This is a genomic window from Ruthenibacterium lactatiformans, from assembly GCF_000949455.1.
Classification (GTDB): Bacteria; Bacillota; Clostridia; order Oscillospirales; family Ruminococcaceae; genus Ruthenibacterium; species Ruthenibacterium lactatiformans.
On the sequence record NZ_JXXK01000038.1, the window covers coordinates 1 to 13,196 of the forward strand.

Genomic DNA, 13,196 nt, shown 5'->3' on the forward strand with positions numbered 1-13,196 from the left:
GTCACTTATTGTTCTGCAGCTTCTGTTCCCCATGCCTCAAACTGCGTGAGCGCCGGGAACGGAGAAGGATCATCCGCTTTTTTCAGATGCCTGAGCGTCAGCCATTCCACTGTACGTGCTTTGATGTCAAACGCCTGTGGATGACTCTCCTTTTTCAACTCCAACGTTTCTTCGCTGCCGTCCGAAAACGCGACGACAGCGCTTTCCCACCAGCTGTCGTGCGGGAAGTCCGCCCGCAGTGTCAGCCGCAGTTCGTCGATGCCCACCGGCCTGCCGAAGGAAAGCGTCCATTCCGCGTTCGGGTCCCGGTTGATGCCCCAGCTCTGGTAAGGCCATTCGCCGTGAGAGCCGTTTTCATAAATGCCGTCGATTGCATTGTAGGCCGCGAACACAGCCTCCCCGCGTGTTTCCACATTGGCCCTCGCATGCGGGTAAATGCCCGTATCGCCGTGCCGGTCATAGGGATTGAACGCCAGGTTCCGCCGCGCAGCGACCTCTTCCGGGCGGGCGATGCGCGCACGGATAAGGTGGCGGCGGCCGGAAAAGCTCTTGGGTGAAAAGACGATGCGGTCATCGCCATGCGGAATCCTGTATTCCACCTCTGGCCGTGTAACATATACCAGAGCCGGCGCCAGCGTATCCTCTAATTGCAGTACATAGTACCCACCCGCTTTGCTTACCGAAAGCATAATGCGGTCGCCCGGCTCGTATTCTTCATCATAAACCAAGCTCGTTTGTTTTTCTTCTGCGCAGGCCGCTTTTGTCTGCCCCATTGCGCTTAATACCTTTAAGCTGACTGTTTCCAACTTCATCCCATCCTTTGTTTGGTTTCTCTCATTTTACAGAAACACCAAATCACCAATACATCTCCCAATTCGGATTTTTCAAACGCGTCAAAGCCTCCATAAAATAATAGTCTCCCCAGATTACGCACTCGTCCACACCTGCGTTCACACAGGTATTATAAGGTGTTTTCTTGGCATAGGTGCCATGAAGCAACTGTCCGTTGGAAACACAATCATTTTTTACCTGATAACCACGTATTAGTGCCGCCACCAACCTTTTTGCCAAAGAGGTATAATACTCCGCATCTTCCTGAGGCAGGTATTTACTCATCTCTAAAAAGCCACAACAAACAATGGCCGAAGAAGAAGAATCCCTCGGCTGATCGGCTTCATCTCCATTCCCAAAGCCAAGATCCCAATAGGGACACAGATCGTCAGGCAAGTGGGTCAGGAAATATTGAGCAATACGTTTAAAATAGTTGATATATTCAGCTCTCCCTGTGTTTTTATAGGCGATAGCCGTACCGTAAACCCCCCACGCCTGGCCGCGCGCCCAAGCAGAGCTGTCGCGGTAGCCCTGACAGGTCGCGCCGCGTACAAAACCTCCTGTATTCGAATCAAAGAACACTGTATGCCAAGTAGAACCATCTTCCCGAATGATATGCTTCATGGTGGTGTGGATATGTTTTTCTGCCACTTCCCGATATTTCCCATCCCCAGTGACCTCAGTGGCCCAATATAGAAGCGGGATATTAAGCAGGCAGTCAATAATCAGGCGGTGGTTATTAGGGTCGTCCATGGTACCCCAAGCCTGGATGTATTCACCTATTGGTCGATAACGAGTGATCAACTGGTTAGCGGCCTTCAGGGCAGCCTCGCGCGCCGAGACGCTTCCAGTGAGCTTGTAGGCCGCCACACAAGAAGGAATGTACAAAAATCCCATATCGTGGTGGTCTACGTAGTGTTTGATGTTAATACGTTTTAAAAACGAGTCCACCTGACAATCCCCTGCTTTACGGAACAAAAAGCGATCACTGTCATTTTTCGCATTTTCATAAGCCAACCACACTTCGCCCGTCCAGAAACCTGGGGTCCAGTCTGTGTTAGGTCCTGGTGTGTAAAAATTATGTTCACTGTTCGCTGCGGGAAATTTAGCCTCAAAGGCCGGCAGATTATTTCGGACCTGATCCACACACTGCTGCAGCGCAGCGGTCACTTGTTCCGGTGTCACCTCCGGGAACCGCAGAACCCGCTCAAGGGGTATCCATTTATCTATCATTATGACCATACCTTTCCGCCACGCTTCAAGAGGCCAAAGAGCATGAAGCACGGTGCCTCTAACGCAGCAAATCGTAATTTGTTAAAACAGGCTTAAGAATGCAGGCTCACTACACAGCATGTAAGGGTGCGTGGACTCAGCTTTGTGCGGGACTGAGCCATTTGCGAGCCGGATACTGCTTCAAGCATCAGCAATTAGAGTGTTAAACCCTACAACCTTATCTTTGGAGAAACAGCCTGCTTCAATCTTTCAGCGAGTGTCCAGTCCCTGCCTGTTCCCTTAAATACTGTTTTGAGGGGACGCATTATATGCAAAATCGTTTACCGCATCTGCTGTAGCATGGGTGTCCAAAATCTTTTATCGTTGCCTGCATAGCCAATACGAATAGCGGACACAAAAAAGCGATTATCGCCGTCGCCAAGATGCTGTTCATCGCAATTTACAATATATTCAAGAAGAATGAAACCTACAACGCTGAACTCTACCGTAAGAGCGACCTGCCCTCCTACACACCGGAAGGTTTCTGTGGAAGATGCCATCTTCATCCGTCAGCGCCAAAGCTGTTTGCTTACTGCCTCCCCTACCGCTCAGGTTTTAAGCAAACTTTTAATTTTCCCCGCTCTTTGATGGGCTCGGTTTTGTGCGCCCTTTTTCAGAACGGTGCTTAGATCAAAATGTTTCAATCTTCTTCTTTGTCACCATTGCAACACTATCATTTGCCGCGATGCCTGGTTTAGGTCACAGGCCATCACACGGCCCAGCCCGTAAGCGCCACAAATCCCATTGTAGTCCTCAGTATTTCCCACGTCCTGATACAAAAACACCACTCCATGGCGGCGTCCGTTGGCTTCGATTACAAAACCCTCAGCCTGTTGCGGGACAAGCTCATGGGAATACGCTTCGTTGTACACAGACTGCGGTGTAATTCTCACGGGAGATGTATCCCGGCGGCGTACCAGAATTGTGGTCATGGCCCCGCAGTTTTCAGCGTTGACCGTCAGGTCCGGCACCTGCTTCATTTTGTTATAATGCCTTGCCAGCGGAGCGGTTCCCAGTTTCATGCGAACAAACTGCTCCTGCGCAAAAAACTGCATCGAAAAGCGACTCGTGGCTCCGATCCCTTCCAGCCCTTGGGATGTCGTATTTAGACGAACAGTTTCCGCAAAGTGGAAGTGCTGCGACGTCTCCCGCGGATGCCGCCCAATCCAAGTGTCATTAATCACAAATATATCGGAGGAGACCACCAGTATCCGACGGCATAGCAGTATCCCCTGAGCGACATAGCCGGTATGAGAGCCTTCCACAAAGAAATATTCGCCCTTGTGGCAGACCCTGTTTGGAAGGGCCTGGGGCAATGTCCGATAACCCCAGGAATCGATGCTGTCCGCGTATTCCTCTGCGTCCGCCAGGGGAACATTGTGCGCGGCTGCGGATTTCAGCCAATACCGCTCCTGCGTATCAGTATAAGTGTAGCGCCCGCCATCAGTCAAGATTTCCTCCCCGTCCAGCCACAGTCCCACATGCAGTTTATCCTGATGGCCGTGGCCACCACCTAGTGGGCCATTTTTAAAGTATAGCCAGTCCGCTTTGATGTCCCAGCCAGTACGCAGAATTACCTGTCCACTGGAAGAAAGCTCTGTCACGCCTCCTTTGAGTGCCTGCGGTGCAATGGACTGATACCGGACATCTTCTTCAGCCCCTAACAGCCAGATACTCTCGTAGTCCAGTCGGTCAAAGGCCCCGCCTTTCAGCACACCATCCTCCAGCAGAAGTGCAGCCTGAGTCAGAATATCCCGCACATCGGTGTCATCGGAATCGCCCACCATCGGCTGGTGATGTGCCGGCGTCTGCAACAGCATAGTGGCATAAGCAGCCTTTCGAATTATCTCTATTTCCTCTTGTGAGAACAGTGTATCTCCCCACAGACGCGCTAAACGCAGAGCCTCCAGGGTACTCATCAATACCTCATTGTGATACATCGGGGAAGCTTCCCACTGCATCCCGTCATCCATAAACTGCGTGTGCAGCGCCTTTCTCAGAAAGAGTCTAGCCCGTTCCACATCCTCCGGACGATTCAATAGCCAAGCCACCATATACAGGCCAGTGTACTCCATTACGCCCCAATTGCTTTTAGTGGAAAAACCTATGCGAGGGTTTTCCGCCAAGCGGTTTGCATGTATCTCCAGGCCCTCCAGAAAACGCTCCACCACCTGCGGAGTCACAGCAGCGCTGCGAGCACACAAGGCCATAGCCCGTACCCAATAATCTGCCCGGAGGCCAGCATCGAGCGTACGCCAAGTGGTATCCGCCGCATCTTTCCTCCAAGGCTCTTTTTCGATCCAATCTGTCAGCTGGTTCACAAAGCATTCGGCGTAAGTCTCGTCTCCGGTCAGGGCGTACGCCTGCCCGAGACATATCCAATAGCGGTGACGGTTCATCTGAAAAGTGAATTCCTGATCTCCATTGAGCACAAAGCCCCAGTCGATTCCATTTTCAAAGTGTACTGGCTGATACGTCTGCTCCATATCCCAAGGCAACTGGAACAAAAAAGTGTTCTCTCGCAATTCACCAGCCGTTTTCATCGTCAAGGCGCAATCTTGCGGCCACAATGCCCGGCACAGCGCGGCGCGTCGTTCCAACTCGTCGCGCTGCGGTGCCATGGTCTCGCAGAAGCGCCTCCACTGGACCTCTCTTGGACCAGTCATATTGATTCCACCCCCCTCCGCCAATTTTCGGCAAATCCGTCTTTCTGGCGATTCATCCATGCTATTACACTATCTTCCATCTGTCGAGCTAAGCGTCGGTTCTCTGGCACGTCCAACGCCAGAGGATGCATCTGCTGAGGATCGGCCGCCGTGCAGTACAGGTAACGAGCCGGCCGGGGCATCACATCATAGCCCAGTTCAATCACATAGGTGTAGTCCTGCGTGCGCACCCCGCGCCATCCGAACGCCTTGGGATCCTTGCCCGCCCGAGCAAAATTTTTCAAAAAGATATCCCGGCCTGGGCAGGCACACAAATAGCTGGCCTTCTCCAGATCCTCCTTTTCTGTGAGCAGGTAAGACGAGCAATCCTCGCCCTCCACCGTGGAAGGAATGGATACCCCCAGAATCCCCAGCAGCGTAGGCGTCATATCTTGGCTGGCGATGCAGGTGCGGCACCGGCGTTTTTCATTGCCGGGAACGCGCACAACAAAAGGAATGCGAATAGATTCCTCATACCAGACGTACTTTCCAATGAGGCCATGAGAACCCATCATGTCTCCATGGTCCGCCGAGAGCACGATTACTGTGTCATCGTATAAGCCGGCATTTTTGAGGTATGCTACCAGACGGCCAAACTGATCGTCTAAACCGCTGACCGCCGCATAGTACTGCCGGGTAGCGAGTTTCATCTGCTCTGGTGTATAAGGCACCGGCTCCCCTGTATGATGATGGATATCTTTCAGGCACACGTTATCTTTCAGCGTTACATCAGGATACAAATCCAGATACTTCTGCGGTACTTGATCGTATGGACTGTGGGGTGGGTTCCAAGAGATGTATAGCGCGAACGGCCGCTCCTTATCCCTAACGTCTCTCAGGTATTCGATGGCCTTGCTGGTCTCATGCTGCACTGACCACTCATCCGCACAAATCATCTTCGGCGTGTCTCGCCAGTAATGGGGCTTCAGGTGGACGTCGTAAGTACCGTAGGAGTACCAGTAGTCAAAGCCATGGCGACGCACCCCCGGCGGCGTAAAGGCGTCCCAGTTCCGTGCGCCGGAAACGGGTTGCCGGCAGTGGTTCTGCTCCGGCTCATCCAAATGCCACTTACCGATGTAGGCGGTCTGATAATCTGCATCCTTCAGCATCTGGCCCACTCCGATCTCCTCGTCTTTCAACCGCATGGACAGACCGTTTTTGCAGTTGGTAAAAATCCCCATAGAGAGTGGGTACCGGCCAGTTATCAGGCTGGCACGGTGAGCTGTGCACACCGGGAAAGTACTGAACGCATGGTCACAGTAGGTTGCATCGGTGCAGAACGCGTCCATATTGGGCGTGTGCACTGGGTCAGCCTGAGCGTAGCCTATCGCATCGGCCCGCCACTGGTCCGCAAAAATGAACAACAGGTTTTTCTTTTTATTCATCGCTTTACCTCAACCGTACTATCCACTTCACGGGCCAACCGAGCTTCATCCAAATTGATACCGAACCCTTTTTTCCACTGAATAAAAATAGGGTTGTGAGTACTGTCAGTGGCAAGATCGTTGACACAACGGTAATAAAAATCAGATTCCCTCCGCTTCTCGGTAGCCTCTACCCAACGAGCGCCCAGCCCGGAGGCCAACTGCTGCCAGATGGAGGCCGACGGCCCTACTAAGCTGTCGTCGCCGACCATCAAACCGGCCCCTAGTTCCCGAATTCGGCCCGCCAATATCACTGCGTCGATGATGGAACCCGCGGAATCCGGATGGATGTTGTAAATCCCGCCCATCCCCCGGCAGATTCGTTTGATGGAGTCGCGGGAGCCCCGCATGGGATAATCCGGGATCAGCTGTAGTGGGGCCACCCGCTTTTGCAGTTCCACCCACTCGGGGATCTCCAGAAAAGCCGGGTCCTCACAAGCATCCAACCCTGCCTCCCGCAGCTGATCCAATTGCCGGGCAATCCATTCTAAAGAGACGCCGGCTCTCGCGTCCGGGCGGTAGCCGCAGTTCACATCACCGATAAGGAACGTCTCCTCCGGCGAGCAATAACGGCGCACCGTGCGAATCACCTCACAGTCCAACCGGGTGTCGCCGAACAGCTTCACCTTGATATACGCGGCCTTTCCCTCCTGCCTCGCCCATTGGGCGCTTTCTGCCACCTCGTCCATCTGGTCGCTCAAAATCACATGCACGCCGCAAACAGCCTTGCTTTCCTGCAGCCCAAGCAAATGATTCGACGGTACGCCCTGCAATTTTCCACACAGGTCCACCAGGGCTATCTCCATCATTTCTACCAGCTGTTCCGGCCACTCGCCTTGATGGCGGCGATTTTCCAGTGCTGCCCGGCCAGCGTCTAGGCCCAGCAGACAAGAAACAGCGGTACGCCAGGGCTCGAGGCTTGCTTCCGGGCAGTTCACTGACAGGATACACTCGGCGAAGCCGGTGTTTTCCCCGCTGGATACCGCCGCAATCACATCCTGTCGGCTGGTCCAGGTGGCACAGCTAAACCGCTTGACCGCCTCAATATTTTTCAAGTAAAGCCGGATGGAGTCCACCCGGCCCGGAATCCTTGACAGTCTGTCTAAAATCTCTCGCCGCCGTTCGTCATAAGCTTGCAAATTTATTTCCATAATTGAATCATCCTTTCACACCGCCGGTCAGTCCGCCAACAATATATTTGCTCAACAGCAGATACAAAATAAAGGTAGGCAGAAAAACAATGATCACCGAGGCAAATAAGCCGCTCCAATCGCCGCTGTACTGCATACCATTAATCATGGAGAACAGCCCTAAAGCCACCGGCCGCAGCTTATCGGAGTTGACGAACATCAGAGATAGGAAATATTCGTTCCAAATATTGATGAAGTTAAAGATGGTCACTGTCACAAGGCCTCCCTGTGCCATGGGGAACACGATACGCCAGAAAGTCTTGGTTGGGCGGCACCCATCGATAGCTGCAGCTTCTTCATACGAGCGGGAAATGTTTTCGAAGTAAGCCATTAGGAAAATTGTGGTGTACGGGATTTTCGTAGCCACGAACAGCGCAATCAACACAATGCGGTTGGTCATCTCTGCACGCAAAAGTCCAGCTTGGGCCACAATCATGTAGAGGGGAATAATCACCATGATGACCGGCACACCGGTGGTAGCAGCCAAGGCGGTTTTGATAACCTTGGCGCCGGGGAAATTGAACCGCTGCAGCACATAAGAGTACGGCGCGCAGATTAAAATCAGAAATGCACAAGACACCGCGGCATAAAGGAGTGAATTCAGGAAAAACACTGACACATTCGATGAAACCCATGCCCGAGAGTAGTTTTCAAAATGTATGCCGCTGCTGAATTCAAAAATTGTCCCTTTGAAAATGTCAGCGGGTGTGGAGAGACTGGCGGCAACCACCCAAATTAGTATGACGGCGGTGAACCCCACCCAGGTAACAAGCAGCAGATATCCGGGAATGAGGGAGAGTTCCTTTTTCAAGCTGTAGGAGGCTCCCATCCGCGATTCCTTTTTCTTTGTCTTCAACATAGTGGGCCTCCTTAAAATTCCAAATCATCGTCTTTTATCAGACGGTTCACCACGGTAAACACCAGAACGATAAACAGGCATAACATTACACCTATGGCTGCTGCCGTACCAGCATCACGCACCACATCGCCGGTGTTTTCCGCACCAAACAGCTTGTCGTACATGTAAACCATCGGCACAATGGTCGAGGTGTCGGCGGAAATAGGCGAGAACAGCTTGGACCAGATAAAAAAACCGGACACGCTGATGGACCACATGATGACGTTCGTGCGGAAAATCCCTTTCAATAATGGCAGGGTAATGTAGAGGAGCTGCCCCACCTTATTGGCACCATCGATGCTGGCGGCCTCGTAGTAGTCCTTGCCGATGCGCTCGATGCCACTGACCCAAATCAGCATGAAATGGCCAATCATTCCGAAGCAGTATGAAATCAGCAATGCCCAAAACTTATGATCGGCATCCAGCCATTGAACGTCAGCCAAAAAGTCCAAGTGCAATGCTTTAAATAGATTTGTCAGGAATCCATAAGAAGAGTTAAACACATATTGAATCCACATGGTGGCCATGGCTACGGCACTAATTACATTGGGCAGATAGATTGCCGCTTGAAAAAATCTCTTGCCGTGCACTCCACTTTTTAAAATGACTGCCAGCAACAGTGAAGCGCCCAATGTAATGACTCCGCCAATTATAAAAATCTTAAAAAGATTAATCCACGACGTACGGTACAGCGGCGTCTCCATCAGGCTGATATAGTTACCGATTCCATTGAATTTCCACTTATCTGTTGCATCTGTAATCTCCTGGATTGAGAAGAAACTCATTACTATCGTACGGATGATGGGATAGATGAAGGTAGCAACAAAAATCAATGTTGCCGGTCCCGCAAATGCAATGATCATGCTTCGATTTCTTTTCATATGCAGTTCCTTTCCTTGAAAAATGGCGGACAGCGTTAAAACTGTCCGCCATACCTTTGTTATCTGTTATCCCTTGGACGCAGCCAGCATATTATCCACAAATTCCTGTGCTGTGCAGGCACCTGCATACAATTTCATCAGATTTTCCTTCAGCGCCGGGGTAATTTCCGGATTGTTTTCCAAACCGCCGGATGTTGCAAATATTTCCGTGCAATTGTCCATATAGGGTTTTGCGTCCGCCAGTTGTTCAGGCCAGGAAGTATTGTTGATGTCAGCGGGCAGGGATAGACTCTCTTCAGCCAACTTGGCATCCCATTCACCGCGAGTCAGCATCTTGATCAATGCGAAAGCCGCCTCAGGAGCCTTGCATTTATTCGTAATAGCAAAACTCTGATTGCCGATGACCATGGCCTCTAGCCCGTTGATGCCGTTTTCCTGTTCCGGATAGCCGAAAAAACCCCACTGGAAGTCCGGACCGGTAATATTCTTGGTCTCGTTAACCACATACGTGCCCACACAATACATGGCGGCCAAACCGGTGGCCAGTTCTGTATTCTGACCAGTAGGCCATACATTAGAGCCTACCTGGGCAGAAAAATACCCTTTCGAAGCCAATTCCTCAAAGGCCTGCGCGGTTTCCAACACTTCGGGACGGTCCCAATCGCCTTCATTGACCACTTTCTTAACTTCATCAGAACCAATCAAGCGAGCCAGATGCATACCGAACGCTTGCATGGCATAAGCGTCGTCTGTCGTCAGCGGAGTGATGCCAGCATCTTTCAGCTTCTGGCAGGTCTCCAAGAACTCCTGCCAAGTACTGGGTACCTCGGTGATGCCGGCCTGCTCGAACAGAGCCTTATTATACATGTAGCCGTTTGCCTTCATCTGATAGGGAATCTCATACAATTTGCTGTCCACATAATAACTGCGGCTCAGCTCCATCAGAACCGGGTTGGTATCTTTTTCATAATCAGCCTCTTTGACCAAATCCTCCAGACACAGAATGCGTTCACCATAGTTGCTTTTGTTCTGCGCGCCATCAAACATGTCCACTTGCTGATCGGCGTCCAGCGCGGGAATCAGGCCTTCCTTTATACCTTTGCGGCCTTTGAATTGCAAGTCTACAGTAGCGCCAGTTTCCTCTTCGAAGGCTTTCACCGCCTCCGTGATCACCACGCCCTGCGGCTCGGTAGCCTCCCAGTTGGACCAGTACACCAGCTTAACGCCCTCGAACTGCTTTTCGACCGTTTCGCCTCCGCTTGCTGAAGCGGATGTGCTTCCCGACACCGCGGAGCCGGCAGCTGTGCTGGATGTATCAGACGAACTACCGCTGCATCCCGCGAATAAAGTTAGGCTTAAGGTGCCGCAGACAACTAGGCTACTCAGTCTTTTCAGTGCTTTCTTCATTTTTTTACCTCCATTGATATTATATTATTCGAGCGTTCAAAAAAGCTCAAATTACTATGTAAAACGACATCGATGGGACAGTCGATGCGAAGAGGAGGTTCTATATTCTTTACCATGCGATCCACCAAAATATTCAGACCAGTATAGCCTTTCATGTAAGCCGCCTGATTGATCACTGCTTTCAGACGCCGTTCTTTCAATAAACACGTTGTAATACCATTTAAATCAGTGCCTACGACGGATACCTGGTGCTCCATTCCAGCTTCACGTACTGCCTGCACCATCGGCAGGTTATCGTGAGATGTCAATGCATAACATGCTACTGTATCAGGATATTGCCTCAACGCCCGAAGTATCTCCCGGAAGATCATTTCATCTGAACCGGGACCATTGAAGTAGCCTTCCACCGTATGAATTTTCAACGTTGGTTTTCTTTCAGACAAATAGTGAACAAAACTGTTCACCTTATTAATATGAGTTTTTGAATCCAAGCGTCCGCTGGAGAGCAATACACTGCCTGTCTCCGGTGTAATCAACTCTATGAACTCACCAGCTATACAACCTATGGTTTTCTCGTTCGACGGAATACAGTACAACCCTTCTGGCTCTTTAAGCTCATCATCGATCACAACAGTTACAACGCCTTGGGCAACAAGCCGTTGGAGTTGCATAAGAACTCTCGGCTGGCGCGTGTAAGAAAATGTTATCACACCACCATATTCATCATTTCCATCAGCAATCTGTTTGAGAAGTTCATGCTGATGTGCTTCATCCGTGCATATAATCTTTTCCACTTCTACATTCAGGCCTTTTACTTCCTTTATACTGGCTTCTAGGCCTTTCCAAATATAGGAAAAATACAAATCATTATCCTGCGGCAAAATTGCCGCCACACGGCATGTTTTTCTTTTTAAGGAGGCTGCCGCATAATTTATTTCATACCCCATTTCCTCCGCGGTCTGTAATACCTTACGGCGCAGTTTTTCGCTGACACCATCTTTCCCAGACAGAGCACGATGAACCGACACGGAAGAGACGTTTAATTTCGCTGAAATATCTTTAATCGTAATCGGATTATTGTTTTTCAAATGCAACTCACTCGCCATAAGCAAATCGCCCTCCTCGCAGTAGAATCGTTTAATCCTCTTGAATTCGCTGTTTCCGCTTATCTTTTTTATCCAAGGCGCAATATGGACGCGCCCTTGGATTTCGTTTACGTTATCGTTTACGTTATCGTTTGCAAATTAATAATAGCTAATTTTTTCCCCCGAGTCAATGTCCAATTTGCAAAATATTTATTGCTGATTTTCGTCACATACGCCAAGGTCTCAGTTATTTTCTTGACGCTAGACTTTCATCATCTTTCCTATCCCCATGCCTTTTGTTCCTCATAAAGGCTTTAGGGACAGCATGTCGTAGTCCACCCATTATCGTTTTCATCGAAAGCTTTGGTCTAGTATATTTAAACAGTACAGTATGCCGTCACACCTATGCATTGCCTTTTAGCCGCACCTTAAAGTGTAAGTAACCTCCCGCATTATTTGTTCGTGCTACTGTGACGAAAACATTCTCTCTGCTACTGAACCGAATGGTAGGCCGCGCTGGGATCCCAGCTGCTCTCTTAGAAAAGTTCTTTGAGACATCTTTGGATTCGATTTTCATAGCCTAATAACAGATGTTCCCCTTCTTCCCCGACACACTGCACTTTCTTCCACGCGCTCTCCTTCTGCCAGGTTCGAATCAGTTTTCAGCGCTCTTTCGATAGATATACAACCCGCACTCCTTCGCACGTCTTCGGCTCTTTTCCAGAATCGACCGGTCGTTCAGCTTCACTGCATTGTGCCAGATGTGCAGTTCTCTCTGGCGCTAGGCAATGTCCCATCACCGCATGCCGCAGCCTTCCCCCCACCGCATGCCCGCAGTAAGAATCAGCCTGAAGCAGACCTCGTATTTCGTGATTCGCCTTTCTGGAGCCGTGATGAGCTTTTGTATCGTTTCTTCATTCCGCACCGTACGCTATGCCCGCCATACTGGATCGTGCGTGATACAATCCGCTTTCTTTGCATCAGGCAAAATCCCGCATATACAGGAGCGGATGAACTCCACCACTTTTTCTTCTAGAAGTCCGCCTGTCTTCCAGTCTTATTCGGAGCGCATCACAGAAACCCCGTAAAACATCCTTGTTCAAACCCGCCCGCTCGTAATGCGTCTGCGTGCTATTCCGGTCCACGGGCTCTCCGGGAGTGCGCTTAATCTCCCGTTCATACAGTATTGCCTGTTTATTCAGCTGCTTTTGTGTCTGCTTTTCCGTTAAGCCCTTCGGCGGATGTACTGTCTTTTGTGCTGTTCTCAGCCGATTTCTCTGGCAACCGTATCTCCGGGATACCACGTCTATCCTGCTACTGAATCTGCGCAAGATTCGGCTTGAATTTAACTCATGCTTTTATACTATTTGCAAGGTGTTTTTCTTCTGGAGCAACTTATTGTTCAGCAAACACTATTTAGCGCAAAGCATTTAACGTCTAGATAAATGATATATATGATATAAAAAAGATATATTGATTATAATGGGTTTACTTTTGCAGAAA

General features: G+C 50.3%; 9 protein-coding genes and 1 pseudogene. 1 reads left to right on the top strand and 9 read right to left on the bottom strand.

Annotated elements, in window-relative coordinates:
- Positions 1 to 5 precede the first annotated feature (5 nt).
- Together TQ39_RS17265 and TQ39_RS17270 are read right to left on the bottom strand one after the other, a co-directional pair.
- Complete coding sequence (locus tag TQ39_RS17265; RefSeq protein ID WP_082052340.1) at positions 6 to 806, bottom strand: carbohydrate-binding protein; 801 nt, start codon at positions 804 to 806, stop codon at positions 6 to 8.
- A 49-nt stretch (positions 807 to 855) separates the two neighbouring features.
- Positions 856 to 2,064 carry a glycoside hydrolase family 88 protein gene (locus TQ39_RS17270; RefSeq protein WP_338092843.1) on the bottom strand — a complete coding sequence of 403 codons (1,209 nt, stop codon included), beginning with the start codon at positions 2,062 to 2,064 and terminating at the stop codon, positions 856 to 858.
- Positions 2,065 to 2,453: 389 nt separating this feature from the next.
- Between TQ39_RS17270 and TQ39_RS22085 the strand changes: the two are divergent.
- Positions 2,454 to 2,691, top strand: a pseudogene (locus tag TQ39_RS22085) (hypothetical protein); the annotation flags it as partial.
- Between the two features lie 68 nt (positions 2,692 to 2,759).
- Here the strand turns inward: TQ39_RS22085 and TQ39_RS17275 are convergent.
- The 7 genes from TQ39_RS17275 to TQ39_RS17305 all read right to left on the bottom strand — a co-directional run bounded on the left by TQ39_RS17275 (position 2,760) and on the right by TQ39_RS17305 (position 11,714).
- The gene (locus tag TQ39_RS17275) at positions 2,760 to 4,769 is read right to left on the bottom strand and encodes an alginate lyase family protein (RefSeq protein WP_050006451.1); all 2,010 of its coding nucleotides are present in this window, start codon (positions 4,767 to 4,769) and stop codon (positions 2,760 to 2,762) included.
- A complete protein-coding gene (locus TQ39_RS17280; protein WP_050006452.1) occupies positions 4,766 to 6,193 on the bottom strand; it encodes a sulfatase family protein in 1,428 nt (475 codons plus the stop codon). The genes TQ39_RS17275 and TQ39_RS17280 overlap by 4 nt, the downstream gene beginning before the upstream one ends.
- The gene (locus TQ39_RS17285; protein WP_050006453.1) at positions 6,190 to 7,383 is read right to left on the bottom strand and encodes an enolase-like domain-containing protein; all 1,194 of its coding nucleotides are present in this window, start codon (positions 7,381 to 7,383) and stop codon (positions 6,190 to 6,192) included. Before TQ39_RS17285 ends, TQ39_RS17280 begins: the two co-directional genes overlap by 4 nt.
- Positions 7,384 to 7,390: 7 nt before the next feature.
- On the bottom strand, positions 7,391 to 8,281 hold the full coding sequence (locus TQ39_RS17290) for a carbohydrate ABC transporter permease (RefSeq protein ID WP_050006454.1): 891 nt from the start codon (positions 8,279 to 8,281) through the stop codon (positions 7,391 to 7,393).
- A gap of 11 nt (positions 8,282 to 8,292) precedes the next feature.
- On the bottom strand, positions 8,293 to 9,201 hold the full coding sequence (locus TQ39_RS17295) for a carbohydrate ABC transporter permease (RefSeq protein ID WP_050006455.1): 909 nt from the start codon (positions 9,199 to 9,201) through the stop codon (positions 8,293 to 8,295).
- Between the two features lie 66 nt (positions 9,202 to 9,267).
- Complete coding sequence (locus tag TQ39_RS17300) at positions 9,268 to 10,608, bottom strand: ABC transporter substrate-binding protein (protein WP_050006456.1); 1,341 nt, start codon at positions 10,606 to 10,608, stop codon at positions 9,268 to 9,270.
- Positions 10,605 to 11,714: a LacI family DNA-binding transcriptional regulator gene (locus tag TQ39_RS17305; RefSeq protein ID WP_050006457.1), complete on the bottom strand. Its 1,110-nt coding sequence runs from the start codon at positions 11,712 to 11,714 to the stop codon at positions 10,605 to 10,607. The genes TQ39_RS17300 and TQ39_RS17305 overlap by 4 nt, the downstream gene beginning before the upstream one ends.
- Between the last annotated feature and the right edge of the window lie 1,482 nt (positions 11,715 to 13,196).